Here is a 25201-nt window from a genome sequence, read left to right as displayed (position 1 = left end):
TCCACCACAGGTCCTAGGACCGTCCTCGGCCCAAGGCCCGATGTGGCGGGCACGGCACCGAAGCTAGCGTCGAGACGTGCTGAAGACTCCCCCGCTGCTGAAGAATCCCCCGCTCTCCCCCACCACCCGCACGACCCCCACGCACCCCACAACCCCCACGGCCGCTTTCGTCCCCGCGCCCGCCCCGGCCGGGCATGCTGAGGGGGTGAGCAACGACGAGTTCCGCGCCGCCATGTCCCGACTGGCCGCGGGCGTGGTCCTGGTGACCGCGCGCGAGCTGCCGCTCGACCCGGACGACCCGTCGGCCCCCCTGGGCGAGGACGTCGGCATGACGGCGACGGCGTTCCTGTCGGTCTCCCTCGACCCGCCACTCGTCCTCGTCAGCCTGCGCAACGGCTCCCGCATGGACGACCTGCTCGACGAGCAGCCCCTGTGGGCGGTGTCCGTGCTCTCCGAGAGCCAGCGCCACATCGCGGGCCGCTTCGCGATGAAGGGCCGCATCAGCGACCGCCTGCTCTTCGAGGACATCCCTTACGTACGCGGCGAGGTGTCAGGCGCGCCCCTGGTGGGCGGCACGCTCGCGACGCTGGAGTGCCGCACGGAGCAGCGGGTGACAGCCGGGGACCACACGCTGGTGATCGGCCGGGTACTCACGGCCGCGCTGCCCAGCGCCGACGGCGGACCGCTGGCCTACTTCAAGGGGAAGTACCGGCAGTTGGGATGAAGCCCCCCCCCGCCCGGACCCCGTGAGGCCGCTCAGTCCCAGCCCTGCCCCGACCTGCCCCGCTTCGTGTCCGACCGTGCCTTCTTGTTGCGCAGGCGGCGCTCGTTGATCCCCCGGGGGATGCGGGTCGCGCGGCGCGGCTTGGGCGGCGGGGCGGTGGCCTCGGCGAGGAGGGACGTGAGGCGTACGGCGGCGGTCTCGCGGTTGCGCCACTGGGAGCGGTGTTCCGAGGACCGTACGGAAATGACGCCGTCGACGAGTCGGGAGGCGAGCCGCTCCAGCGCCCGCGCCTTCCACACCTCGGGCAGCGCCTCCGTCCCGGCGAGGTCGAAGCGGAGCTCGACCTGGGAGTCGCTGGTATTCACATGCTGGCCGCCCGGCCCGGACGACCGGGAGAATCGCCAGAGAAGCTCGGCCTCCGGAAGGACCACCGAGCCGCGGATGAAGTAAGGACCGGACATGGGTTCCATGGTCGCGCCTCGACACGCGCCGCGTCACCCCCTTTTCCCGGCGCCGCACCCATCCCGGGGAAAGCGGGTAAAGAAAGTAAAGACACCTGGAACCCTGGATCCTCCCTTGGCGTTCATAGGGGTACGAGTAGCTTCGTCTACGAAGCGCACGCATCGCTAACGAGGGAAGGACTCCCAACAATGGCTGTAAGCCTGTCCAAGGGTGGCAACGTCTCGCTCACCAAGGAGGCTCCGGGCCTGACCGCCGTCACCGTGGGCCTCGGCTGGGACGTCCGCACCACCACCGGCACCGACTTCGACCTCGACGCCTCCGCGATCGCGGTGAACCCGCAGGGCAAGGTCTACTCGGACGGCCACTTCGTCTTCTTCAACAACAAGGCGACGCCGGACCAGACCATCGTCCACACCGGTGACAACGTCACGGGCCAGGGCGAGGGCGACGACGAGCAGATCAACGTCAATCTGGCGGGCCTCCCCGCCGACATCGACAAGATCGTCTTCCCGGTCTCGATCTACGACGCGGAGAACCGCTCGCAGAACTTCGGCCAGGTGCGCAACGCGTTCATCCGCATCGTCAACCAGGCCGGCGGCACCGAGATCGCCCGCTACGACCTCTCCGAGGACGCCGCCACCGAGACCGCCATGGTCTTCGGCGAGCTGTACCGCAACGGCGCGGAGTGGAAGTTCCGCGCCGTGGGCCAGGGTTACGCGTCGGGCCTCGTCGGCATCGCGCAGGACTTCGGCGTGAACGTCTGATCACGGACACTCTCGCTCGGGACGCGGGCACGGCCGGCGTGACCGGCATGGCCGCCATGGATGTCATGACCGCCTGACGCCCGCAGCACGGCAGTTGAAGGGCCCCGGCCGGGGAGACCCGGCCGGGGCCCTTCTGCGCGCCCGCACGCTCCGCCCCCACCCCCTCGTCGCCCTCAACCGACGCATTCCGGCCGGCACTTCCCTGTCAAGCGGCAAATAACGGACAGTCACCACCCGCATTCGGACACGAACTGTTAAATCTTTGACGGCGCCCTGTCAAACGCAGTGCGCCTGGTGTCACTCTCTCCTCCGCGCCCCCCACCCCCGACGGGTCACCACCCACGGGTCGTTGGACACAGAAGGAGTCCGAGTGACACACCACTCCCCCGCTCCCCGCACCACCGGCCGCAGGACCGCCGCACGAGCCACCGCGCTCGCGGCATCGGCCGCCATGGTCGTGCTGGCTCTGCAGAGCGGCACCGCGGCAACCGCCGCCGGCCACACCGCAAGCAACCGCGACGCCGGGGCCACCGCCCTGCCGCTCAGCGCGCCCCAGCGGGCCACGGCCCTCAAGGACGCACAGGCCGACGCCCCGGCGGCCGCCCGCCAACTCGGGCTCGGCAGCGGGGAGAAGCTCGTCGCCCGTGACGTCGTCAGGGACGCGGACGGCACGACGCACACCCGCTACGAGCGCACCTACGACGGTCTGCCCGTGCTCGGCGGCGACCTCGTCACGCACACCGCGAAGAACGGCGACCTCAAGGGCGTCTCCAAGGCGCACAAGGGCGCGATATCCGTGGCGTCGACGGACGCCTCCCTCGCCCCCGCCGCCGCCAAGAAGTCGGCCCTCGCCGTCTCGGACGCCAAGAGCGCCACCGCGAAGAACGTCCGCAAGGTCGTCTGGGCCGCCTCCGGCAAGCCGGTCCTCGCCTACGAGACGGTCGTGACCGGCACTCAGGCCGACGGGACGCCGAGCGAGCTGCACGTCGTCACCGACGCCGCCACCGGCAAGAAGCTGTACTCGTACGAGGGCATCGAGAACGGCACCGGCACCAGCGAGTACAGCGGCACCGTCACGGTCGGCAGCACCGCATCGGCCGGCGGCGGGTTCGACCTCACCGACGGCGGGCGCGGCGGCCACAAGACGTACGACCTGAACGGCGGGACGTCCGGCACGGGCACGCTCTTCCACGACGCCGACGACCAGTGGGGCGACGGGACGGTGACGAACCGGCAGACCGCCGCGGTCGACGCCGCGTACGGCGCGGCCGAGACGTGGGACTACTACAAGAGCGCGTTCAACCGGAACGGCATCGCGGGCGACGGCAAGGCCGCTTACTCCCGTGTCCACTACGGCAACGCCTACGTCAACGCCTTCTGGTCGGACGCCTGCTTCTGCATGACGTACGGCGACGGGCAGAGCAACCAGCACCCGCTCACGGCGCTCGACGTGGCCGGCCACGAGATGAGCCATGGCCTGACCGCGTCCACCGCGGGCCTCAACTACAGCCGCGAGTCGGGCGGCCTGAACGAGGCGACGTCCGACATCTTCGGCACGTCGGTGGAGTTCTTCGCGAACAACAGCAGCGACGTCGGCGACTACCTCATCGGCGAGAAGATCAACATCAACGGCAACGGCACCCCGCTGCGGTACATGGACAAGCCCAGCAAGGACGGCGGCTCCGCCGACTACTGGTCCAAGACGGTCGGCCGCCTCGACGTGCACTACTCGTCGGGCGTCGCCAACCACTTCTTCTACCTCCTGAGCGAGGGCAGCGGCGCGAAGACCATCAACGGGGTCTCGTACAACTCCCCGACCTCCAACAACTCCACGCTCACCGGCATCGGCCGGGCCAAGGCCGAACAGATCTGGTACAAGGCCCTCTCGACGTACATGACGTCGACGACGAACTACGCGGCCGCCCGCACCGCCACACTCCAGGCGGCGAGCGACCTGTACGGCGCGAACAGCGCCGAACAGCAGGCCGTCGCGGCGACCTGGACCGCGGTGAACGTGAAGTAACCCTCACCGCAGGGAAGTCCGGCCGGGCCATCCGGGACTACGGGTGGTCCGGCTTTCCGTTTCCGTACAGCCAGTCGTCCCAGACGGGCCCCAGATCCTTGCCCGGGTTCTGCTTCTCCACGTACGCGGTGAAGTCGGCGGTGTCCGCGTTGCCGTACTTGTGGTCGGCGGGCCAGCTCTTGAGCAGCTCGAAGAACTTGGCGTCGCCGACCGTCTCGCGGATCTTGTGCAGCACCATCGCGCCGCGCTCGTAGACGGGCGGGGCCGAGATGCTCGCGGCCCCGGACGGCTTGGCGGGCGGGAAGGCCCAGATCGCGTTCCCGCCGCCCTTCGCGTAGTAGCGGTCGAACGTGTCCTGCGCGCTGTCGCCGCCGTGCTGCTCCTGCCAGAGCCATTCGGCGTAGGTCGCGAAGCCCTCGTTGAGCCACATGTCCCGCCAGGACTTCGGCGTGACGGAGTCCCCGTACCACTCGTGGGACATCTCATGGACGAGCGTGGACAGAGGGGGGGTGCCGGGGAAGACGGGCCGGTTCTGGGTCTCCAGCGCGTACCCGGCGTCGTTCTCCCGGTCGACGACCGCGCCGGTGGAGGAGAAGGGGTAGGGGCCGAAGGTCTTCGACTCCCAGGCCATGACGTCCGGGAGCCTGGCCAGGACCTTGGCGCTCGCGGCCGCCTCGACCGGGTCCACGGCGGTGTACACGGGCAGCCCGTCGGGCGTCTTGTATGCCTTGGTCTCGAACTTCCCGATCGCCAGCATCGCCAGGTAGCTGGCCATGGGCTGCGGGACGTGCCAGTCGAACGCCGTCCGTCCGCCGGCCGTCCGCTCCTTCGTCAACTCCCCGTTGGACACGGCCTGCAGGCCCTTGGGGACGGTGACATGGATGTCGTACGTCGCCTTGTCGGAGGGGTGATTGTTCCCGGGGAACCAGGCCATGGACCCGGTGGGCTCGCCGAGCGCGAGGACCCCGTCCTCCGTGGGGAGCCACCCCTCCTCGGAGCCGTCCGGGTCGGTGATCGTCACGGGCTTCCCGGAGTACCGCACGACCGTGCGGAACTCGGAGCCCTTCCGCAGCGCCTTCGCCGGACGGATCGTCAGCTCGTGCCCGGCCCGCTCGAACGTGGCCTTCTCCCCGTCGACGGTGACGCCTTCGACGGTCAGGCCCTTGAGGTCGAGGTTGAACGCGCTGAGGTCCTGGGTGGCCTTCGCGGTGATGTCGGCGGTACCTGTCAGCCGGTGCCGGTCGGCGTCGAGGGCGAGCGTGTAGTGCGTGGCGTCGTAGCCGCCGTTGCCCAGCTTCGGAAAGTACGGGTCCCGCAGCCCCGCGGCACCCGGCGTGCTGTGCACACCGGCGGAACAGGCGCTGAGGGCCAGGACGAGGGCGAGGACGGCGGGGGCGGACCGTGGACTGGGGGGCACTGAATGATCGTAGGCGCGAACGCCGTGGAGGCGCCTGCCGGTCGGCGGGCGCCTCCACGTCGGTGGGGGGGTGGCGACTAGCGCTTCAGCGCGGCGACACCGGCCTGCGCGAACTTCTCGTCCAGGTCGCCCGAGGGGGCACCCGCGACGCCGATGCCCGCGACCGGGGCGCCGTTCGCCGCGACGGGCGCGCCGCCCGCGAGGAACAGGGTGCCCGGGATGTCCTTCAGGTTCGGGGCCTGCTCGAGGCGCTTGGCGAGCTCGGACGTCGGCGCGTTCCAGGACACCGCGGTGTACGCCTTCTTCACGGCGGACTCGTACGACTGCGGGCCGGCGCCGTCGCCGCGGAGGGTGACGATCGTGTTGCCGTTGCGGTCGACGACGGCGACGGAGACGCGCTGGTTCTCCTTCTTCGCGGCGTCGAGGGCGGCCTGCGCGGCCTTCGTGGCGGCGGCCGTGGTCAGGTGCGTGGACTGGGTGAGGTTCCTGGCCGGGGCGTCCGCGGTCACGGCGGCGGGGGCGGCGGCCGGGGCGGACGCGCTGGCCGAGACCGCGCCGAAGGTACCGGCGACGACGCCGGCGAGGACGGCGCCACCGGTCAGGACACGGGCGCGCTTCGAGATCTTCTTCATGACGGGTGCTCCTTGGAGGCGGTCGGGTCGGTCAGAGGCGGTCGGTGAGTCGCTCTGGTATCGATCCTCGGGCCGGAAACCGGGCCGCACCGTCGACGTACCGGCTGCGACCGGAGCGCGGCTCGGCTGACGTCCGGGTCAGCCGATCGGTTGACCCGCGTACCGCCCGAGCGGGCCACAATGGGGGTGTTTGACCAGTTCAGCAGCGCGATGGCGGAAGCGGAGAGGGGTACGGGCGTGGCACCTGAGACGCGGGATCCGGACGCCCGCTGGCTGGCCGCGGTGATGCACACCGCGTTCTTCCTGCTGCTCGGCGGAGCCCTCGCCCGGTTCCTGCTGCGCCACCCCGGAGAGGCCCGCACCCCGTGGATCATCGCGCTGTCCGTGGTCCTGGCCGCGCTGTACGTGCTCGGCCCCGCGCTCGGCCCGGGCCTCGGCACCCGCCCCACCCCGCGCCGCCTCACCTGGCTGGCCCTGGTCGTCGCCGTGTGGGTGGTCCTCGTCGTCCTCGCGCCGAGCTTCGCGTGGTGCGCGGTCCCGCTCTTCTACACGGGCCTGCGCACCCTGCCCGCCCGTGCCGCGCTCGTCCTGATCGGCGTCCTCACGGTGTTCGTCGTCGGGGCGCAGCTGCGCCTCGCGGGGGACTTCGACCCGAACCTGCTGCTCGCGCCGCCGGCCGTCGCGGCCCTGGCGACCGCCGTCTTCGTCCACATGGAGCGCCAGGCGGAACGCCAGCGCGCCCTGATCGACGACCTGGTGCGCACCCGCAGGGAACTCGCCGCGACGGAGCGCCGCGAGGGGACCCTCGCCGAGCGCCAGCGCCTGTCGATGGAGATCCACGACACGCTCGCCCAGTCCCTGTCCAGCCAGCAGATGCTGCTCCAGGCGGCGGACCGGCTGTGGGACGCCGACCCCGAGCGGGCCCGCGCCCATGTGCGGACCGCGGAGTCGGTGACCGAGCGGGGCCTCGTGGAAGCGCGCCGGTTCGTGCACGACCTGGCGCCGGCGGATCTCGCGGGCGGCGGCCTGGACGAGGCGCTGCGCACGCTGGCGGCGCGGGAGTCGGAGGCGGGGCTCGCGGTCCGCTTCCACGCGGAGGGCCCCCCGGCCCCCCTGCCCGACCGGGTCGAGTCCGCGCTGTTGAGGATCGCGCAGGGCGCCCTGGCGAACGTACGGGAGCACGCGGACGCGACGGCCGCCGCGATCACGCTGACGCACCTCGGCGATCAGGTCGTCCTCGACATCGCGGACAACGGCCGCGGCTTCACACCCGAGCTCCCACGGGAGTCAGGCGTGCGCGGGCACGGCCTTCCGGCGATCCGGGCGCGCACGCGGCAGCTGGGTGGCACGCTGACGATCGAGTCGGCGCCGGGCGAGGGCACGGTGCTGTCGGTGGCGATTCCGCTGGAGGCCTCATGAGCGACCCCGTACGGCTGCTGGTGTGCGACGACCACGTGGTGGTGCGCGCGGGACTGCTCGCCCTGCTCGGCAGCGCACCCGGCATCGAGGTGGTCGGCGAGGCCGGCACGGGCGACGAGGCGGTGGCGCTCGCCTCGAAGCTGACGCCGGACGTCGTCCTCATGGACCTCCAGCTGGGCGAGGGCATCGACGGCGTGGAGGCGACGCGGCGCATCACGACCGCGCCGCCCGAGGCGGGCCCGCACCCGCACGTCCTGGTCCTGACCACGTACGACACGGACGCCGACATCACCCGGGCCATCGAGGCGGGCGCCACGGGATACCTCCTCAAGGCGGAGCGGCCCGAGGAGCTGTTCGCCGCGATCCAGGCCGCAGCCGAGGGCCGTACGACGCTGTCCCCGCCGGTCGCGAGCCGCGTCATGGCCCGTATGCGCAGCCCGCGCCCGTCCCTCACGGATCGCGAGCGCGACATCCTCGGCCAGCTTGCCCAGGGCCTGGGCAACCGGGACATCGCCCGCGCCCTGTTCATCAGCGAGGCCACGGTGAAGACCCACCTGGGCCGGATCTACGACAAGCTCGGCGTGGACACCCGGGCGGGCGCGGTGGCGGTGGCGAAGGAACAGCGGCTGCTGGGCTGAGCGCGTGCCGACCACCGGGGCCGCCTGTGTGGGCGTGACGGCTGCGGTGACCGTGACAGCCGTGCGCGCACCCCCGCCCGCCCATGAACGGCGCCCCCTCCCGGCCGTGACACCATCACTCACGTGCTCGACATCGGCTACGCCCTCTCCCGCCGCTTCCCCGACCCTCCGCAGACGGACTTCCGTCGCGCGGACGTCCACGCGCTGCGGCACGACCTGTTCGCCGGCGACGTCTACCTCGCCGACACCAAGGCCGACCGGGAGCTGTCCACAGCCTGGGGATGGGTTCCGGTGCTGGACTTCGCGTGGGCGCTGTGCGACATCGTCGAGCAGCTGGACCGTGACCCGCGCGGCAGCCGCGCGTCGAGGCCGCAGTACGCCGAGCTCGACTTCACCGAGTCGACGGACCGGATGCTCTTCGAGCGCCGCTTCGGATGGGTCGACATCGAGGCCGACTGGATGGAGGCCGACGAGCCGCCCCTGACGTTCTCCCACACCGAGCTGCGCCGTGAGGCCCGCGACTTCCTGCACGACGTGATCGCCGACCTCACCGACATGCACGAGGACCTGGCGGACAACCCGGCGATCTGGGACCTCCAGGCCCGCTTCCCCCGCGTCCCGGACGAGCGCTAGCTCCCGCCTCTCGGTCAGCAGCCCTACTCCACCCGCACCCCGATCTGCGCCGCGAACGCCGGTGCCAGGTCGAAGAGCTGGGCCGGGCTGATCACGGCCCCGGCCAGCCGGTCCACGCCGCGCGCGATCCCCAGCTCGGCCACGCCCCGCAGATCCACGTCCGCCATCACGGCGCCCGTGAAGTCCGCGCCCCGCACCACACAGCCCTGGAACTCCACCCGGTCCAGACGCGCGCCCCCGAAGTCCGGCTCCACCAGCACGCATCCGTCGAAGACGACGTCCTTAAGGCGCGCCTTGCGCAGATTCAGGTACTCGATCTTCCCGCCGCGCACCACGACCCGCTCCAGCACGCTCCCGTGCAGCTGGACCCCGCCGAGCCGGGCGTCCACCACCTCGACGTCCCGCAGGGTCGCCTCCGCGAGGTCCGTGCCCACACCCCGTATCCCCGTCAGCGTGGAATCGAGGATGCGGGCGCGGGTCAGCCGCGTCTCGTCGAGCCCGCACCCTTCGAGCGCGCAGTCCATGAAGCGGGCGCCCCCGCCGTCCTGCCCGGTGAAGTCGGCCGCCGCGAACTCCACCCCGTCGTAGTCCCCGTCCGGCTCGAGCTCGCCGCCGGTCCAGGGCGCCAGCGGGGGCAGCCGCACCTCGGGCCGCCGCGCCTTCTTCACCGCCGCCGGTTTCGCCGACGCCGCCTTCGCCGGCCTCACCGCTCGTTTCTCCGCCATGCCCCCATGCTGCCCGCCGCCACTGACAATCGGTGACCGCCGCCCTTCCGCCACCCATGTCACATTCCGCCGCGCACAGCCGTCGTAAGACGTAGAGGCACAGACATAGGCACAGCACAGCCAACCGAAGGGGAACAGCGGCATGGCAACGACCACCCCCGACCTCACCGTCATCGGCGGCGGATTCGCCGGCCTCACCGCGGCCGTCACCGCCGCCGAGGCCGGAGCGAGCGTCACGCTCCACGAGTCGCACCACACCCTCGGCGGCCGCGCCCGCACCGCCGAAGGCCCGTACCGCACGCACGACGGACCGCACGCCCTCTACAGCGGCGGCCCGCACTGGACCTGGCTGAAGCAGCGCGACCTGCTCGGCCCGCTCGCCCCGATCCCGCCCGTCGAGGGCTCCCGCCTGCGCTTCCACCACCGCGGAGCCCTGCGCCGCACCCCTCCGCTGGCCCTTCTGCGCCTCCTTCGCCGCCGGTCCGAACACGCGCCCGTGGACGTGGACTTCATGACGTGGGCGACGCGCCACGTCGGCGAGGAGGGCGCCCGCGCGGCCGCCCACTACACGTCCGTGGCGCTCTTCCACCACGACCCGGGCTCCCTCTCCGCGGCCTTCGTCCAGGAGCGTCTGCGCCGGTCCGCGAAGGTGCCGCCCGAGGCGCACTATCCACGCGGCGGCTGGGCGTCCGTGATCGACCGGATGGCTGCCCGTGCCTGGAATCTGGGCGTGCGCGTGGAGACGCTGTCCCGCGTCGACTCCGTGCCCACGGGCGGCGGGCCGGTGATCGTGGCGACGTCCCTCGACTCGGCGCGCCGCCTTCTCGGGGACTCGTCACTGACGTGGACCAGCGGCCGTACGACCCTGATCGACCTGGCCGTGCGCACCCGCCGCGGCGACGCCTTCATCGTGTCCGGGCTCGACTTCCCGGCCTGGCTGGAGCGGTTCACGGCCCAGGACCGGAGTCTGGCGCCGCGCGGGCAGCAGCTCGTCCAGGGCCACATCCCCGTGGCGCCGCACGAGTCGAAGGCCGACGGCACGGCACGCGCCGAACGCCTGCTCGACCTGGGATTCCCCGGCTGGCGCGACCGCGTGACCTGGCGCAGGGACGCGCTCGCGAACGGGCGGACGGGGGCGGTCGACCTGCCCGGCACGACCTGGCGGGACCGGCCCGCGATCGACCGCGGGGACGGTGTGTATCTGGTGGGCGACCAGGTCGCGGCGCCCGGCGTGCTCTCGGAGGTGTCGTTCAACAGCGCCGTCGAGGCGACCACGCTCGCGCTCACCGGGTCCCGGCCGGGGCTCCGCGCGGCCTGACGCCCGCACTTGACCTCAAGTCCGCTCGAGGTTGAAAGGTGGTGGGCGCACCTGAGCCGTCAAGAGGCCGCACGCCCAAGGGAGCCCGCCATGCACGCCGTACGACTGCACGCCTTCGGACCCGCCGAGAACCTCACCTACGAGAAGACCGGCGACCCCCTGCCCGGCCCCGGCCAGGTCCGGATCGCCGTGGCCGCGGCCGGCGTGCACCTCCTGGACACCGCCCTGCGCGAGGGCATGAAGGGCCCCGCGCCCGAACCGCCCGCGCTGCCCACCGTTCCCGGCCGCGAGGTCGCCGGCACCGTCGAATCGCTCGGCGAGGGCACCGACGCGTCCTGGCTCGGCAAGCGCGTCGTCGGCCACCTCGGATTCGCCCCCGGAGGCTACGCCGAGCTCACCGTGATCGACGCGGCCCGCCTGCACGAACTCCCGCCCGACCTGGACTTCGCCGAGGCCGTCGCCCTGATCGGCACGGGCCGTACGGCGATGGGGATCCTGCAGTTCGCCCCGCTCGGCCCCGCGTCGGTGGCCGTGATCCCGGCCGCGGCCGGAGGCATCGGCACCCTGCTCGTCCAGTACGCGAAGCACGCGGGCGCCACCGTCGTCGGCCTCGCGGGCGGCCCCGAGAAGGCGGCCCGCGTCCGCGCGAACGGCGCCGACCTGGCCGTCGACTACACCGCCCCCGACTGGCCCGGGCAGGTCCGCCGGTTCCTCAGCGGCCGCCCGGCGACCGTCGTCTTCGACGGGGTGGGCGGCGACGCGGGCCTGGCCGCCGTCGACCTGCTCGGCCCCGGCGGCGTCCACGTCGTCTTCGGCTGGTCCGGCAAGGGCCTGCACGACGGCGAGCCCCTCACCTTCTCCGCGGACGAACTCACCCGGCGCGGCATCACCCAGGAACAGGTGCTCGGCCCGCCGATGATGCGGCGCGCGGGCGGCGACAACCCGGTCCGCACGCTGGAACTGGCCGCACTGAGGGAGGCCGGGGCGGGCCGCCTGCGTCCCGCAGTGACCCGCTTCCCGCTCGCCGAGGCCGCCGCGGCGCACCGTGCCCTGGAGAACCGCGGCACGATCGGCAAGGTGGTCCTGATCCCGTGACCCGAGCCCGGGTCCCCGGTCGCGCTACGACCCGAGCCGGGCCAGCGCCTCATCCGTCAGCCGGTACACCGTCCACTCGTCCTGCGGCGCCGCGCCGAGCGCCTTGTAGAAGTTGATCGACGGCTCGTTCCAGTCGAGGACCGACCACTCCAGGCGCTCGTAACCGCGCTCGACGCAGATCCGCGCCAGCTCGGTCAGCAGCGCCTTGCCGTGGCCGCCGCCGCGCGCCTCGGGCCGTACGTACAGGTCCTCCAGGTAGATCCCGTGCACCCCGCGCCAGGTGGAGAAGTTCAGGAACCACAGGCAGAAGCCGACGGGCTCGCCCGTCGTGTCGTCCTCGGCGATGTGGGCGAACGCGGCGGGCCGCTCCCCGAACAGCGCCTCGCGCAGCTGCTCCTCGGTGGCCCGCGCCTCGTGCAGCGCCTTCTCGTAGTCGGCGAGTTCACGGACCATGGCGTGGATGACGGGGACATCGGCGGGCGTGGCGGTACGAATCATGACGGCAGGCTAACCACTCACCACGGGGCGGCCCGCACGGGCCGGCCGACCACTCACCACGGGCCGCACACGCACGCCCGCGCCCCCGCGCACCGCAGCGCGCCCCGCACGGGCCCGCTCACCGCCCGAGCAGTCTGCGCGCCGTCTCCAGATGGTCCGGCACCAGTGGCCGCCCGTCCTCGATCTCCCACAGGGAGTCCTGAAGCACCCGCCCGAGCGTCCAGGCGCGCGCCCGCTCCCGGTCGAGCCCGAGCACCCCGCTCATCGCGTCGAACCGCCACACCACCTCGTCCGCGTCGAAGCGGTTGTCGATGGCGGGCTTCAGATCGAAGCCCGGGTCGCCCGCGAGCGGCTTCGGGTCGATGGCCAGCCACGGCTCCCTCTCGGCTGCCAGCACGTTCTCGAAGTGCAGATCCCAGTGCAGCAGCCGGTCACCCGCCTCGCCCGCGACCTCGCGCACGGCCGCCGCACAGTCCGCGAGCAGCGCGCGGTCGGCCGGGCCGGGCACGGCCGCGAGCGCCGACGGCATCTGGGCGAGCATGCCGGCCGCGATGTCGGACAGCCGCCGCATCCCGTCCGGGGCGGGCCCGGACGTGAGCCGGGCCAGCAGTTCGGCGATGACGAGGACGGCCTTCCGGGAGTCCTCCACGGAGTCCAGCATCCGCCCGGGGTCGAGCCGTTCGAGGAGCATCGTGCCCGTGGCGGCGTCGTGGTCGAGGAGCCGGACGGCGCCGTCGCCGTCCCAGACGCGCAGCGCGACCGGCTCGCCCTCGGTCTCCTCGTCGAGGATCTGGAACTTGACCGCGGCGGGCGTCCCGTCGCCCCGCACCACGGGCAGGACCAGGGCGGCCATGCCGTGCATCGCGGGCCCGTCGACGCGCAGATCCCAGCGTTCGACGAACTCCTCCACGCGCGCCGGGAGCCCGGCGATGAAGGCGCGACCGGGCTCACCCGCGTAGGTGTACTGGGACTCGACCAGGCCGTCCGGGATGTCGATCACCCGAACGACCCTATGTGCGTGCCTGAATGCAGTCCATGCGCCGTTTCCCCCTCGCCGTGTGGTCGTACGTACGGCACGCCCCCGGCACCTATCTCTGGCTGGCCGCCCTGTTCTTCACGACGGTCGCCATGCACCACATGGACCCGCACTTCGAGCACGAGTTCCTGCGCCAGCGCTCCACGAACCTGATCGAGCTGTCGACCAACCCGGTCCGGGTCTTCGTCGCCTCATTGTTCTGGATCGACGACAGCAGCTGGTGGCCCTACGCCGTCCTCTACACGGTGTTCCACGCGCAGGCCGAGCGCTGGCTCGACACCTGGCGCTGGCTGGCCGTCGTGGGGGCGGCGCACGTCCTCGCGACCCTGATCAGCGAGGGCGCCCTGCTGTGGGCGATCCGCCACGGCCACGCGCCCGCCTCGTCGGTCGACACCCTCGATGTGGGAGTGAGTTACGCGCTCGCGGGCGTCGTCGGCGTCCTCACGTACCGGCTCGTCCCGCCCTGGCGCTACGTCTGTCTGGCCGTCGTCCTGATCGTCTACGGCGGCCCGCTCCTCACCAGCCGCACCTTCACCGACCTGGGGCACTTCGTCTCGGTCCTCATCGGCCTGTCCTGCCACCCCCTCGTACGCGACCGGGGCGAGCCCTGGAACCCGCTGACGGTCCTGCGGCGACGGGACAGGACAGCGCGGCGAAACGATCACCCAAATCAGGAAGGCGTCCGTCCCCCCTGCCCGAACCCCCCTGCCGAGCGCTAACGTCCGAGGCCATGAGCAGCAAGAACGGCACCCACGGCGCCCAGGCCACCGTCAACGGCGGCATATCGTTCTGGTACGCGGACGACGGCATCCCCACCGCCCGCGAGCCCCTCCCGGGTGACGCGTCCGCCGACGTCGTCATCGTCGGCGGCGGCTACACGGGCCTGTGGACCGCCTACTACCTGAAGAAGGCCGCGCCCTTCCTCCGCATCACCGTCCTGGAGCAGAAGTTCTGCGGCTACGGCGCGTCCGGACGCAACGGCGGCTGGCTCTACAACGGCATCGCCGGCCGCGACCGCTACGCGAAACTCCACGGCCACGACGCGGCCGTCCGCCTCCAGGAAGCCATGAACGACACCGTCTCCGAGGTGATCCGCGCGGCCGCCGAAGAGGAGATCGACGCCGACATCCACCAGGGCGGCGTACTCGAAATCGCCTACACACCGGCCCAGTTGGCCCGCCTCAAGGCCTTCCACGCGGCGGAACTCGCGTACGGCGAGAAGGACCGCACCCTGCACGGCGCCCGCGAGACCGCCGAGCGCGTCCGCGTCTTCGGGGCCGTCGGCTCGACCTGGACCCCGCACGGCGCCCGCCTGCACCCCGTCAAGCTCCTCAAGGGCCTGGCCGCCGCCGTCGAGGCGCTCGGCGTCACGATCCACGAGTCGACACCCGTCACGGAGATCAAGCCGAAGCACGCCGCCACCCCGTACGGCACGGTCCGCGCGCCCTACATCCTGCGCTGCACCGAGGGCTTCACGGCCTCTCTCAAGGGTCAGCGCCGCACCTGGCTCCCCATGAACTCGTCCATGATCGCCACGGAGCCGCTGACCGACGCGCAGTGGGAGTCCATCGGCTGGGCGGGCCGCGAGACCCTCGGCGACATGGCGCACGCCTACATGTACGCCCAGCGCACCGCCGACGGCCGCATCGCGCTCGGCGGCCGGGGCGTCCCGTACCGCTACGGCTCGAGGACCGACAACGACGGCCGCACCCAGCCCGCCACCATCGAGTCCCTCACCGCGCTCCTGACCCGCTTCTTCCCCCAGCTGGCGGGCATCGCCGTGACCCACGCCTGGTCCGGCGTCCTCGGCGTCCCCCGCGACTGGTGCGCCACGGTCACCCTCGACCGCGCGACGGGCCTCGGCTGGGCTGGCGGCTACGTCGGCTCGGGCGTCGCCACCACCAACCTCGCCGCCCGCACCCTGCGCGACCTGGTCCAGCAGGACTCCGGCCAGTCCGGCCCCACCGACCTCACGACCCTCCCCTGGGTCAACCACAAGGTCCGCAAGTGGGAACCGGAACCCTTCCGCTGGCTGGGCGTCCACGGCATGTACGCCACCTACAACGCGGCCGACCACCGCGAACTCACCACCCACACGACGGACTCCTCCCGCCTGGCCCGAGCCGCGGACCGGGTGGCGGGCCGCGGCTGACAAGCCCCCCACGCACGACAAAGGCCCAGGTCACACCCGTGACCTGGGCCTTCGTCCCATGGGAGCCCCCTGTCGGATTCGAACCGACGACCTACGCATTACAAGCTGTCCGGGCTTGTTCCACAGGGGTCCAGGGGCATCCGGTAATCGGTTCGCGCTGCAGGTCAGGCGCCCTACCGAACGTCCACGGACGAGCGCGTACCGCACCGGATTGAGCAGCAATCGAGACTAGAACTGAGACTGACCCAAGTCCGCATGGATGTCAGCGCAAGCGACGACTCTCGCTCGCGAGGTCACCACTGGCAGAACGCGACGGTTGCGTCATCGCCTGACTTGTAGCGAGGCCACCGCCGACCCGTCGGGTCCGTCGCTTCCACTTCGCGCACGTTATCCACGTCGCCATTCATGAGTCGCCAGGCATCGATCACTGTCCGCCCCCTGTCACGTGTTCCCCGTGACCGTCAGCCGACCGGCACGGTCATGGCACGGAGCTCGCTGTACGGCGAGTAGTTCCCGGCCGCGTCGTAGGTACGGGCCCGGTACTCATAGCTGCGCCCGTCGGCGGGCAGCGGGTCGCAGACGGTGGCCGTGGCGGCGAAGCGCGGGTCGTAACCCTGGTGCAGGACGACCGACCAGGTGTCCGTCCCCGCCTCGCGGCGCTCGATCTCGAAGCCGGTGAAGTCGCGGATCGGGGCCGGCGTGTAGTCGGTGGCTGTCGCCTGGATTCCGCTCGCGCAGGAGCCCAGGGTCAGGTCGGGGGCGTAGGCGGGGGCGATGCCGTCGGGGATGTCGAGCCAGAGCTCATTGGTGGCGGTGGCGTCGAGCGAGCCCGGGTTGTAGGTGGTGGTGCCGCCGTCGTTGGTGACGAGGACGCGGTAGTGGCCCCACTCGCCGTCGGCGGTGACGGGGCCGGTGGTCCAGGTGTTGCCCTTGGTGGTGCCGAGCGGGACCCAGACCCAGTAGCCGTCCACCTTGTCGTTGCTCAGGACCGTGTAGTGGTCGAAGTGCGGCTCGGTGTTGAGGGGCCACTTCAGGGTGACCTTGCCGGTCGCCTTGTCGTAGGTGCCGGTCAGGGAGGTGACGACGGGCAGGGGACGGACGATGGTGTCCGTGCTGCCCGACGAGGTGTTGCCCGCCTTGTCCTTGGCGCGAACCTCGTAGTAGTAGGGCGTGCGGTCGTCGGGGTTCACGAGGGGGTCGGTGTGGCTGCGGGCGGTGGTCGTGGTGACCTTCGTCCAGGTGCTGGAGCCGACGGACCGCCGATAGAGGGAGTAACTCGCCAGGTCCATCTCCTTGTTGGCGGACCAGGAGACGGTCGTCCTGCGGGTCGTGGTGTTGTAGGCGGTCTTCGCGCCGGTGGGGGCGAGTGGCTTCGTCTTGTCGTACGTGGCCGAAATCCGGGGCGTGTACGTGTACGCGACCTTCGCGGCGCCTGACCAGTTCACGTAGTCGACGCGGATGGTGTGCTTGCCGGACGGCACGGTGAGGTTGAGGCTCGTGGAGCGGGCGGTGTCACCGGTGCCGTGCCACATGTCGATCTGGCGGACACCGTCCAGGTAGACGCGGACGCCGTCGGTGGCGGAGGCGGTGAACGTGAAGGGGCCGCCGGAGCCGAAGTCGCGGGCTACCGACCAGCGGACACCGAAGTTGTTCGACGGCACGCCGGAGACCGGGCTGCCGGACCAGCTCTGGCTGATGGTGCTGTCGCAGTCAGTCCTCACCGGGGAGCCGGAGAACGAGGTGTTCTTGTAGAACGTCCGCTTGTAGACGTTGGTCGAGCAGGTGACGTCGGCGGCTGCCGCCTGCGGGGCGGCGGCTAGCAGGCTACCGAGGACGACGGCGGACATGGCACCACCGGTCCGGGCGGCGAGGAGACTCTTCTGGCGCACGGGGACCTTTCGCGCTGTGAGGGCAGGACGTACGGCGTGGAGACTCGTGAGGTGGGAGGAAGGTTGCACGGCGCGCCCGATGACGTGAAGGGGCCCAGAGGCGATCGCGACGCTGCTGACGTGGGGGACAGCGCGATGTGGGTCGCAGCTTTCACCGGCGGCACGGCCGTCTTCGCGAGCTGGGTGACCAATCTGGGGAACGTGCGGGCCGCCCGGGTCCAAGCCGAGGCTTCGGCACAAGTGCAGCACCGGGGACACGTGCGGGAGCTGTGACGGGTGGCGTACCTCGAGCTGATGGAACGCGCAGCGAAGAGCACCTACTGATTCAGTGGGTGCCACTTTTCCCTTGTACCCCCGGCAGGATTCGATCCTGCGATACCCGCTTGCAGGCGGGAGGGCGGTTCCGCGCGTAGCGCGTCCCGTTCCAAGATGCGGTGAACGGGTGACAGCGGTGAGCATAGAGAGGTGACGGTCTGCCCCTCGGCAGACCGTAAGTCTCGCCGTACCCGGTGATGCCGGGCCCCTGTCGGCGACCGTCGTTTCCTGGCGGGAGAAGTCATGAACGACTACCCTCCGATCGCGGACCACGGGCTGGTGGGCGACCTGCAGACTGCGGCGCTGGTGGCCGCCGACGGGACCGTCGACTGGTGGTGCACGCCCCGCTTCGACTCGCCGAGCCTGTTCGCGTCGCTGCTCGACAGTGACCGTGGCGGCCACTGCCGCCTCGCCGCGGATCTCGGTGAACAGACCACGGTGCGCCAGCTGTACATGCCAGAGACGCCCGTTCTCATCACCCGGTTCATGGCCCCGCAAGGTGTCGGAGAAGTCATCGACTTCATGGAACCCATCGCCGCGCGCGTCCCCGTCGACAGGCACCGGCTCATCCGTGTCGCCCGGGTGGTCCGCGGCAGCCTTCCCTTCGAGCTGGTGTGCCGGCCCCGCTTCGACTACGGCCGCGCCTCACACACGCTCAGCCGCCTCGATGACGACAGCGTCGTCTTTCACGGTCCGGATACCGACCTGCATGTCCAGGCGACCGCACCGGTGTCACTCCACGCCGACGGCGTCGACGTGACCGGCCGCTTCACCTTGAACGCAGGTGAGAGTGCCGCAGTGATCCTCACCAGTGAGACGGGCGAGCCAGGCTCGCGCAGCGGATGCCCCGGTGGGCCGCGGCCGGCCGTCGAGGACGTGACGGCGGCACTCGATGCCTGCCGTGACTTCTGGCTCAGGTGGCTGCGGTCCTGCCGCTACAAGGGCCGCTGGCACGAGATGGTCGTCCGGTCCGCGATCACCCTCAAGCTGCTCACCTACGCCCCCACGGGTGCCCCGATCGCGGCGGCCACCATGGGCCTGCCCGAGCAGATCGGCGGCGAGCGCAACTGGGACTACCGCTACACCTGGGTACGGGACGCGTCTTTGTCCGTGCGTGCGCTGATCGATCTCGGCTTCACCGCCGAGGCGGATGCGTTCCGCCGGTGGATGCGCGAGCGGCTGGAGGCTGGGGGCACCGCTTCCGGCGAGCCCTTGCAGATCATGTACCGCGTGGACGGCGAGCCCCACCTGACCGAGGAGGTCCTTGACCACCTGGAGGGCTACCAGCGCTCGGCCCCGGTCCGGGCCGGCAACGCGGCGGCCGACCAGATCCAGCTCGACATATACGGCGAGGCCGCCTACGCCATCGCCCAGACCGACGACATCGGCGGACTCCGCGGCTGGCGCGTGTTCGCCGGGCTCATCGACTGGCTGTGCGACCACTGGGACCGCCCGGACGAGGGCATATGGGAAACCCGCGGCGGGCAGAAGGAGTTCACCTACAGCCGCCTGATGACCTGGGTCGCCTTCGACCGGGCGATTCGCCTGGCCACTGTTCACGCCCGGCCCGCCGACCTCGCCCGCTGGCGCGAAGCCCGCGACACCGTCTTTCGGCAGATCACCGAGCGCGGCTGGAGCGACAAACGCCGCGCCTTCGTCCAGCACTACGACACCGACGTCCTTGACGCCTCACTGCTTCTGATGCCCCGCGTCGGGTTCCTGTCCCCGACCGACCCGGACTGGCTCAGCACCCTCGACGCGATGACCAACGAGCTCGTCAGCGACAGCCTCGTCTACCGCTACGACCCCGCGGCTTCGCCCGACGGACTGCAAGGCTCCGAGGGCACCTTCAGTCTGTGCAGCTTCCTCTACGTCGAGGCCCTCGCCCGTTCCGGCCGCGTCCACCAGGCCCGCTACGCCTTCGACAAGATGCTCACCTACGCCAACCACGTCGGCCTGTTCGCCGAGGAGATCGGCCCCTCCGGAGAGCAACTCGGCAACTTCCCGCAGGCCTTCACTCATCTCGCGCTCGTCGCCGCAGCCCTCGCCCTCGATGAGGAACTCGACCGCGTCGACCGATCGGACGCCTGAGCCGCCCGCCCCGAAGAGAGGCCAGGTCCCATGACCGAAGATGCCGCCGCCAACGGGCGTGCCCAACCGGCCCGTAGCGGCAGGATGCTGGCACCGCTCGCGCTGGCGCAGTTCATCTGCAGTTTCGCCGGCTCCAACATGAACGTGATGATCAACGACATCAGTCACGACCTGGACACAACCGTTCAGGGCGTACAGGTCGCGATCACGGTGTTCCTCCTGGTCATGGCCGCCCTGATGATCCCTGGCGGCAAGGCGACCGACCGCTTCGGCCGCAAACGCTGCTTCCTCGTCGGCCTCGTCGTCTACGGCATCGGCGCCGTCCTCAGCGCCGCAGCACCCGGACTCGGTGTGCTTATCCTGGGCAACTCCATCTTTGAAGGCGTCGGTACAGCCCTGCTCATCCCGCCGGTCTACATCCTCACCACGCTGCTGTTCACCGACCTCACGTCCCGAGCCCGCGCGTTCGGAGTCATCATGGCCGCCGGCGGCGTGGGAGCGGCCGCAGGGCCCTTGATCGGCGGGCTCATCACCTCCGCGATCAGCTGGCGTGCGGCCTTCGTCTTCCAAGCCCTGGTGATCGCGCTGATCATCGCGCTGAGTCGCACGATCACCGACCCCCTGCCGCCCGATCCCGACCGCCACTTCGACGTCCGAGGCGCCGTCCTGTCCGCCGGCGGGCTGGTCCTGGTCGTCATGGGCATCCTCGCCGCCGACAACAACCTGGGCCTGATGCTCGGCCTGCTCGCTGCCGGCCTTCTCGTACTGGCGTGGTTCGTGCACTGGATCCGCAGCGAAGAGCGCGCCGGAAGAGAGCCGCTGCTGTCCACCAGCCTCTTCCGTGACCGCACCTCCAACCTTGGTCTGATCACCCAGAACGCCCAGTGGCTGCTGCTCATGGGCACTTCGTTCACTGTCGCCACCTATCTCCAGGTCGTGCGCGGCTACGACGCCATCGAGACAGGCGTCATCTTCACCGCGGCCACCCTCGGAGTGCTCGCGTCCTCACTCGCTGCGGAACGCCTCGCCAAGCGCCTTCCGCAGCGGACACTGATCATCGCCGGGTTCGCCCTCGCCATCGTCGGCATCGGCGTCCTGATCGCCCTGGTCGCCGGTACACCGAACCCGTGGGCATTCGCTCCCGGCCTGCTGCTGATCGGCCTAGGGCTCGGCGTCATGCTCACCCCGTCCGTGAACGTGGTCCAATCCGCCTTCCCGGAGGATCAACAGGGTGAGATCTCCGGCCTGTCCCGGAGCATCTCCAACCTCGGCTCCACCTTCGGCACGGCCATTGCCGGCACCATCCTGGTCGCCAACCTCACCAAGAACGCCTACGCCGCCGCCATGGCGACCCTCGCCCTCGGCGCCCTCGCCGGCCTCGTCACCGCCACACGCCTCCCCCGCGGCGGCCCCACCGGCCCGGCCCCGGCCAACCTCCCACCTCAGCCACCCGCTGCCCGCTAGCCGCAGAGGGACTTGCCTGTCGGCCGCGGGCTTCAGCCTCCACCCCGGCACTGATCGCACTGACACCCACCAGGCACCCGGCAGCGCTCCACACGGCGCGGATACGGACATCGTCCACACCTGAGGGGTGAGGTCTCCGCCGCTGGTCGCTGCCCCGGCCAGGGCGAGCATCGAGGCGTCGGCCGCGAATTCACCCACACCGTGTGAGGCAGCCGGCTCCCTTGGGGCCCAGCGTGGAGTCAGAACGCCGTCCCGGGTGAGGCCGGGCAGGAGAGGAAGGACTACGCAGATGTACCTCGCCTACGACTACCCGCTGCTGAGCGTCTTCTGGACCATGCTGTGGTTGTTCCTGTGGATCATGTGGTTCTACCTGCTGTTCAAGATCGTCTTCGACATCTTCCGGGACGACTCGCTCAGCGGCTGGGGAAAGGCCGGCTGGCTGGTCTTCGTGTGCTTTCTGCCGTTCCTCGGGGTCTTCGTCTACTTGATCGCCCGCGGCAAGGGCATGGGGCGACGCGAGATGCAGCAGATGATCGACCAGCGCAACGCATTCGACTCCTACGTCAAGGAGACGGCAGGCAGCGCCAAGCCCGCCAGCGCTGACGAACTCGCCAAGCTTGCGGAGATGCACACTCGGGGCGACATCACGGAGGAAGAGTTCCTCAGGGCGAAGGCACTGGTACTGAGCGGAGGCAGCCCCACAAACAATGCCGCCTCGATCAACACGCCTAACCCTCGCTGATCACCGGACGAAGGCAACCGAGGCACGCGCTGATCATCCCCATGCCCGCCCCCTCATTGCCCGCCTCCTGACGGTGGGGGCTGCGTCCCGGGCTGCTCCGTCCCCGGCAGCGTCCACTCTGCTCCGGTGCGCACACGGAAGCCGGCGACAGCGGCCTCCACAGTCGGGAAAAAGTGACCCGGGTCGATGGTGCGGGTCAGCCCATAGCGCTCGATCTTGCGCCGCACGGGATCCTTGAGCTCGGCGAAGACCAGATGGACCTGTTCGGCGTTGAGCGCCTCGTCCAGCTCCTCCAGCATGTCGGCGGCTGTGGTGTCCACATCGGTCATCGGCTCGGCGGCGATGACGATCCACTCGGGCCGTGGCTCGCTGACGGCCAGCCGCCGCACCTCGTCGCGGAAGGTCTTGGCGTTGGCGAAGAACAGCGGTGCGTCGAACCGGTAGATCACGAGTCCGGGCAGCCGCTGGGCCTGTGGGTAGGACCGTACGTCGTGGTATCCCTCCAGCCCCTCGACTTTCCCGAGCGTGGTGTCGTATGGCCACCAGGCTCGCCGGAAAACGTTGAGTACGGACAGGGCGACGGCGATGGCGATGCCCTGCAGGACGCCGAGCAGGGCCACCCCGAGGAAGGCGGCGGCAGACAGCAGGAACTCGGTCCGGCGCTGCCGCCACAGCCGTACGCCTCCCGCTACGTCGGCCAGTGACAGCGAGGCGGTGATGACGACGGCGGCGAGGGCGGGCTGGGGCAGATTGCGGAACATCCCCGGGGCGAGCAGGAGCATGAGGACGATCAGCGCCGCTCCGATGACGCCGGTGAGTTGGCTCCTCGCCCCGGCGCGCTCTGCCACGGCCGTCCGTGAGCCGCTGGTGCTGACAGGGAAGCCCTGAAAGAGACCGGCGGCCAGATTCGCGGCCCCTACGCCGACCATCTCCTGGTTGCCGCGCACCTCCTGCCCGGTCCGGGCCGCGAAGGCGGACGCATTGGAGATTGTGTCGGCCAGCGACACGAGGGCGATGCCCAACGCACCGCCGAACAAGGGGGCCAGGTCGGACGCACGGACGTCAGGGATCGTGAATGGCGGGAAGCCCTGGGGAAGTTCCCCGACCAGGCTGACGCCGTGCTCGCCCAAGCCGAACACGGCGACCGAGGCGATCGCCAGGACCACCATCACCAGCACCGCGGGGATCTTCGGCATCGTGCGCTGCAGCACCAGAATCAGAGCGATGCCGCCGACTCCGATCGCTGCCGAGGCCGGTACCACCGCCCCGTCGGCGATTTTCTGCACCAGCCTGACGCACTCGCCGACCAGGTTGTCTGCCTCGACCTTGAACCCGAGCAGTTTGGGCAATTGACCGATGAGGATGGTGAGCGCGAGGCCGTTCACGTAGCCGATCATCGTCGGCTTGGAGATCAGGTCGGCGATGAAGCCGAGTTTCGCCACCGATGCCAGGATCATGATCCCTGCCACCATAATGGCGAGCATCGAGGCCAGTGCCACGGCACGGTCGGGGTCCCCGCCCGAGGCCACCAAGGGCAGCACGGTGGCGGCGATCATCGGCCCCAGCGACGAGTCAGGGCCCAGGACCAGGATCCGAGACGGTCCGCACACCGCGTAGCCGAGCAGGCAGAGAACGGTCGTGTACAGGCCGGTAATGGAGGGCAGGCCCGCCAGCTCGGCGTACGCCATACCCTGCGGCACGAGCAGGGTAGTGAGCACGATGCCTGCGACCACGTCCTTGGCCAGCCACGCGCGGCGGTAGGACGCCACGACGCGGACGCCGGCAACGGCGCGCAGCCGGAACCGGACCCCGTGGCCGCTGCGGCGGGCCATCACGCGGGCCTGCCCGCGCCCTTCGGCCGGCGGGCCGCGCTCCTGGACGAACGGAAGCCCGAGGGCGCGCAGCTAGACCTGGCCGGACTGCCTGGTGTTGCTGGCAAACGCACCATTCAGGGATTGCTCCGGCTCTGGGCCTCCGCCTCGGCTATGGCCTCGGCCTCGGCAGCGGCAAGTCCGATGGCGACACCGAACGCCTGGCCGATGTGGGTTGCCGCCGACATGACGCGTGCCGTCCCCACAACTGGGGCGATCGCAACGAGAAGATCCTGTAGCTGCTCGACCGTGAAGTCGGCCTTGATCGCAGGGTCGATGTGGGCCAAATAGGAGACTGCTGGTGCGTCCATGGCCACGAGTGCGGCAATACGGGCTTGAATCAACGACCGCTTGTCCATGTGGCAATGCTCGATGGAGTCAATGGTCATGGCAGTGATCGTGTCGAGGACGGGAGTCTCAGATGCAGTGGCCATATCGGGACCGCCTTCCAGTGCTTTGGGAAGTTGGACGCGAATCCCGCTGAGCGTGGGAATCCCCCTGCGCGCCAGGCAGTTTGCCCCTCCAGCGTAGGCAGCCCCGACCGGTGCCGCGCGTTGAGCCGGACACCCTTCTCCTGCACTGTTCCAAGGTCCCGGCTGGGGGCGGAGGGTACGGGGTGGTGATGCGCACCGAGGGGACGCGGCGCTGGGGCGCGTACGGGCCGCCGCCGAGTCCGGCGAGCTGCCCGCGCCCGACCACAGCACCACCACTGTACGAACGACCTGGACTCCAGGAGCCGCGTCTGCTCAGCTCTGCCTGGGGCGATGGCATACGGGACGGGAGCTCCCTGCGTCAGCCACAACGGGCCCGCGGTCGGCGACGGCGCCCCCTCCCGGTGCTGGCCGATCCCCTGCCGGAGGCACTGGCCTGACCGTCGCGTACGCGGTGATCGACTCATGGCCACAGGCCTATCCCCTAGTGGGCGCGCGTCGGCGCAGCGCGGGCGGAGCGGGCCGGAGGCAGGAGCGGCGCCCGCAGCGGAGCCGGGGCTTGATGAGGCAGGGAAACCTGTAACAACTGCTCCACCTGTGCGGATCGATCCTCAGTTCCTACCCACGGCCAAGGGCTGGCCTGGGAGAGCGATTACGTCTGACGACCTCTGGGCAAGCCATCCGGATCGACGGTGCGACGGCGCCTCTGTCCGGACATGCTTGAACCCCAAGCGCTCGTAGTAGGCGTGCAGTTCCGTGTTCGTGCGCCAGGTGTCGATGCGAACCCAGTCCCGCCCCTCCAGCGCAGCAACACGGCTAGCCCAGTCAACGATCCGGGCACCGAGCTGCCTGCCGGCCGCGG

23 protein-coding genes are annotated in these 25201 nt (G+C 70.7%); 14 read left to right on the top strand and 9 right to left on the bottom strand.

Annotation, left to right across the window (positions count from 1 at the left end; all coding sequences use genetic code 11):
• Positions 1-205 precede the first annotated feature (205 nt).
• The gene (locus OG758_RS27395; RefSeq protein WP_326716044.1) at positions 206-724 is read left to right on the top strand and encodes a flavin reductase family protein; all 519 of its coding nucleotides are present in this window, start codon (positions 206-208) and stop codon (positions 722-724) included.
• A 32-nt stretch (positions 725-756) separates the two neighbouring features.
• Here the strand turns inward: OG758_RS27395 and arfB are convergent, their stop codons facing one another.
• Positions 757-1194 (bottom strand): alternative ribosome rescue aminoacyl-tRNA hydrolase ArfB, encoded by a 438-nt coding sequence (gene arfB / locus OG758_RS27390; protein ID WP_326712381.1) that lies wholly within the window; start codon positions 1192-1194, stop codon positions 757-759.
• 180 nt (positions 1195-1374) lie between these two features.
• Here arfB and OG758_RS27385 point away from each other — a divergent pair, with 180 nt between their 5' ends.
• Together OG758_RS27385 and OG758_RS27380 are read left to right on the top strand one after the other, a co-directional pair.
• Positions 1375-1950: a TerD family protein gene (locus OG758_RS27385; protein ID WP_100595698.1), complete on the top strand. Its 576-nt coding sequence runs from the start codon at positions 1375-1377 to the stop codon at positions 1948-1950.
• A 370-nt stretch (positions 1951-2320) separates the two neighbouring features.
• Complete coding sequence (locus tag OG758_RS27380; protein ID WP_382060619.1) at positions 2321-3973, top strand: M4 family metallopeptidase; 1653 nt, start codon at positions 2321-2323, stop codon at positions 3971-3973.
• Between the two features lie 37 nt (positions 3974-4010).
• On the opposite strand, the gene OG758_RS27375 is transcribed toward OG758_RS27380, so the two are convergent.
• Together OG758_RS27375 and OG758_RS27370 are read right to left on the bottom strand one after the other, a co-directional pair.
• Positions 4011-5390 carry a M1 family metallopeptidase gene (locus OG758_RS27375; RefSeq protein ID WP_326712380.1) on the bottom strand — a complete coding sequence of 460 codons (1380 nt, stop codon included), beginning with the start codon at positions 5388-5390 and terminating at the stop codon, positions 4011-4013.
• Positions 5391-5467: 77 nt separating this feature from the next.
• Positions 5468-6022: a GlcG/HbpS family heme-binding protein gene (locus OG758_RS27370; RefSeq protein WP_326712379.1), complete on the bottom strand. Its 555-nt coding sequence runs from the start codon at positions 6020-6022 to the stop codon at positions 5468-5470.
• A 285-nt stretch (positions 6023-6307) separates the two neighbouring features.
• Between OG758_RS27370 and OG758_RS27365 the strand changes: the two genes are divergently transcribed.
• The 3 genes from OG758_RS27365 to OG758_RS27355 all read left to right on the top strand — a co-directional run bounded on the left by OG758_RS27365 (position 6308) and on the right by OG758_RS27355 (position 8712).
• Positions 6308-7441, top strand: coding sequence for a sensor histidine kinase (locus OG758_RS27365; RefSeq protein ID WP_326716042.1), 1134 nt, complete (start codon positions 6308-6310; stop codon positions 7439-7441).
• Positions 7438-8079 carry a response regulator transcription factor gene (locus OG758_RS27360; RefSeq protein WP_326712378.1) on the top strand — a complete coding sequence of 214 codons (642 nt, stop codon included), beginning with the start codon at positions 7438-7440 and terminating at the stop codon, positions 8077-8079. Before OG758_RS27365 ends, OG758_RS27360 begins: the two co-directional genes overlap by 4 nt.
• A 123-nt stretch (positions 8080-8202) precedes the next feature.
• Positions 8203-8712 carry a hypothetical protein gene (locus OG758_RS27355; RefSeq protein ID WP_227295543.1) on the top strand — a complete coding sequence of 170 codons (510 nt, stop codon included), beginning with the start codon at positions 8203-8205 and terminating at the stop codon, positions 8710-8712.
• Between the two features lie 23 nt (positions 8713-8735).
• On the opposite strand, the gene OG758_RS27350 is transcribed toward OG758_RS27355, so the two are convergent.
• Complete coding sequence (locus tag OG758_RS27350) at positions 8736-9437, bottom strand: pentapeptide repeat-containing protein (RefSeq protein WP_326712377.1); 702 nt, start codon at positions 9435-9437, stop codon at positions 8736-8738.
• 142 nt (positions 9438-9579) lie between these two features.
• On the opposite strand from OG758_RS27350, the gene OG758_RS27345 reads away from it, so the two are divergent.
• Positions 9580-10755: an FAD-dependent oxidoreductase gene (locus tag OG758_RS27345; RefSeq protein WP_326712376.1), complete on the top strand. Its 1176-nt coding sequence runs from the start codon at positions 9580-9582 to the stop codon at positions 10753-10755.
• A gap of 90 nt (positions 10756-10845) precedes the next feature.
• The gene (locus tag OG758_RS27340) at positions 10846-11850 is read left to right on the top strand and encodes a zinc-binding dehydrogenase (RefSeq protein WP_326712375.1); all 1005 of its coding nucleotides are present in this window, start codon (positions 10846-10848) and stop codon (positions 11848-11850) included.
• 24 nt (positions 11851-11874) lie between these two features.
• Here OG758_RS27340 and OG758_RS27335 read toward each other — a convergent pair whose 3' ends face one another.
• Positions 11875-12348, bottom strand: a complete 474-nt coding sequence (locus OG758_RS27335; RefSeq protein ID WP_127832419.1) for a GNAT family N-acetyltransferase — start codon at positions 12346-12348, stop codon at positions 11875-11877.
• 118 nt (positions 12349-12466) lie between these two features.
• Positions 12467-13348 (bottom strand): aminoglycoside phosphotransferase family protein, encoded by an 882-nt coding sequence (locus OG758_RS27330; RefSeq protein WP_326712374.1) that lies wholly within the window; start codon positions 13346-13348, stop codon positions 12467-12469.
• Positions 13349-13374: 26 nt separating this feature from the next.
• Between OG758_RS27330 and OG758_RS27325 the strand changes: the two genes are divergently transcribed.
• Together OG758_RS27325 and OG758_RS27320 are read left to right on the top strand one after the other, a co-directional pair.
• On the top strand, positions 13375-14103 hold the full coding sequence (locus OG758_RS27325) for a rhomboid-like protein (RefSeq protein ID WP_326712373.1): 729 nt from the start codon (positions 13375-13377) through the stop codon (positions 14101-14103).
• An 11-nt stretch (positions 14104-14114) separates the two neighbouring features.
• Positions 14115-15536, top strand: coding sequence for an NAD(P)/FAD-dependent oxidoreductase (locus OG758_RS27320; protein WP_326712372.1), 1422 nt, complete (start codon positions 14115-14117; stop codon positions 15534-15536).
• Between the two features lie 461 nt (positions 15537-15997).
• Here the strand turns inward: OG758_RS27320 and OG758_RS27315 are convergent, their stop codons facing one another.
• Positions 15998-17425 (bottom strand): PA14 domain-containing protein, encoded by a 1428-nt coding sequence (locus OG758_RS27315; protein WP_326712371.1) that lies wholly within the window; start codon positions 17423-17425, stop codon positions 15998-16000.
• Between the two features lie 120 nt (positions 17426-17545).
• Between OG758_RS27315 and OG758_RS27310 the strand changes: the two genes are divergently transcribed.
• From OG758_RS27310 to OG758_RS27295, 4 genes are all read left to right on the top strand, one after another.
• Complete coding sequence (locus tag OG758_RS27310; RefSeq protein ID WP_326712370.1) at positions 17546-17698, top strand: hypothetical protein; 153 nt, start codon at positions 17546-17548, stop codon at positions 17696-17698.
• Between the two features lie 270 nt (positions 17699-17968).
• Complete coding sequence (locus tag OG758_RS27305; RefSeq protein WP_326716041.1) at positions 17969-19831, top strand: glycoside hydrolase family 15 protein; 1863 nt, start codon at positions 17969-17971, stop codon at positions 19829-19831.
• A 30-nt stretch (positions 19832-19861) separates the two neighbouring features.
• Positions 19862-21295 (top strand): MFS transporter, encoded by a 1434-nt coding sequence (locus OG758_RS27300; protein ID WP_326712369.1) that lies wholly within the window; start codon positions 19862-19864, stop codon positions 21293-21295.
• A 289-nt stretch (positions 21296-21584) separates the two neighbouring features.
• On the top strand, positions 21585-22037 hold the full coding sequence (locus tag OG758_RS27295) for an SHOCT domain-containing protein (protein WP_326712368.1): 453 nt from the start codon (positions 21585-21587) through the stop codon (positions 22035-22037).
• 53 nt (positions 22038-22090) lie between these two features.
• On the opposite strand, the gene OG758_RS27290 is transcribed toward OG758_RS27295, so the two are convergent.
• Complete coding sequence (locus OG758_RS27290) at positions 22091-23869, bottom strand: SulP family inorganic anion transporter (RefSeq protein ID WP_326712367.1); 1779 nt, start codon at positions 23867-23869, stop codon at positions 22091-22093.
• Positions 23870-23985: 116 nt separating this feature from the next.
• On the bottom strand, positions 23986-24342 hold the full coding sequence (locus OG758_RS27285; protein WP_326712366.1) for a carboxymuconolactone decarboxylase: 357 nt from the start codon (positions 24340-24342) through the stop codon (positions 23986-23988).
• Positions 24343-25201: the final 859 nt, after the last annotated feature.

The organism is Streptomyces sp. NBC_01474, from assembly GCF_035918215.1.
GTDB lineage: Bacteria > Actinomycetota > Actinomycetes > Streptomycetales > Streptomycetaceae > Streptomyces > Streptomyces aureus.
This window is presented reverse-complemented; position numbering and strand designations above follow the sequence as displayed.

What these genes read in the sequence shown, in the direction of transcription:
- arfB (WP_326712381.1), bottom strand. Translation starts at nt 1,194, where the DNA reads ATGGAACCCATGTCCGGTCCTTACTTCATCCGCGGCTCGGTGGTCCTT.
- OG758_RS27340 (WP_326712375.1), top strand. Translation starts at nt 10,846, where the DNA reads ATGCACGCCGTACGACTGCACGCCTTCGGACCCGCCGAGAACCTCACC.
- OG758_RS27365 (WP_326716042.1), top strand. Translation starts at nt 6,308, where the DNA reads ATGCACACCGCGTTCTTCCTGCTGCTCGGCGGAGCCCTCGCCCGGTTC.
- OG758_RS27335 (WP_127832419.1), bottom strand. Translation starts at nt 12,348, where the DNA reads ATGATTCGTACCGCCACGCCCGCCGATGTCCCCGTCATCCACGCCATG.
- OG758_RS27345 (WP_326712376.1), top strand. Translation starts at nt 9,580, where the DNA reads ATGGCAACGACCACCCCCGACCTCACCGTCATCGGCGGCGGATTCGCC.
- OG758_RS27320 (WP_326712372.1), top strand. Translation starts at nt 14,115, where the DNA reads ATGAGCAGCAAGAACGGCACCCACGGCGCCCAGGCCACCGTCAACGGC.
- OG758_RS27350 (WP_326712377.1), bottom strand. Translation starts at nt 9,437, where the DNA reads ATGGCGGAGAAACGAGCGGTGAGGCCGGCGAAGGCGGCGTCGGCGAAA.
- OG758_RS27385 (WP_100595698.1), top strand. Translation starts at nt 1,375, where the DNA reads ATGGCTGTAAGCCTGTCCAAGGGTGGCAACGTCTCGCTCACCAAGGAG.
- OG758_RS27370 (WP_326712379.1), bottom strand. Translation starts at nt 6,022, where the DNA reads ATGAAGAAGATCTCGAAGCGCGCCCGTGTCCTGACCGGTGGCGCCGTC.
- OG758_RS27295 (WP_326712368.1), top strand. Translation starts at nt 21,585, where the DNA reads ATGTACCTCGCCTACGACTACCCGCTGCTGAGCGTCTTCTGGACCATG.
- OG758_RS27290 (WP_326712367.1), bottom strand. Translation starts at nt 23,869, where the DNA reads ATGGCCCGCCGCAGCGGCCACGGGGTCCGGTTCCGGCTGCGCGCCGTT.
- OG758_RS27300 (WP_326712369.1), top strand. Translation starts at nt 19,862, where the DNA reads ATGACCGAAGATGCCGCCGCCAACGGGCGTGCCCAACCGGCCCGTAGC.
- OG758_RS27360 (WP_326712378.1), top strand. Translation starts at nt 7,438, where the DNA reads ATGAGCGACCCCGTACGGCTGCTGGTGTGCGACGACCACGTGGTGGTG.
- OG758_RS27325 (WP_326712373.1), top strand. Translation starts at nt 13,375, where the DNA reads ATGCAGTCCATGCGCCGTTTCCCCCTCGCCGTGTGGTCGTACGTACGG.
- OG758_RS27285 (WP_326712366.1), bottom strand. Translation starts at nt 24,342, where the DNA reads ATGGCCACTGCATCTGAGACTCCCGTCCTCGACACGATCACTGCCATG.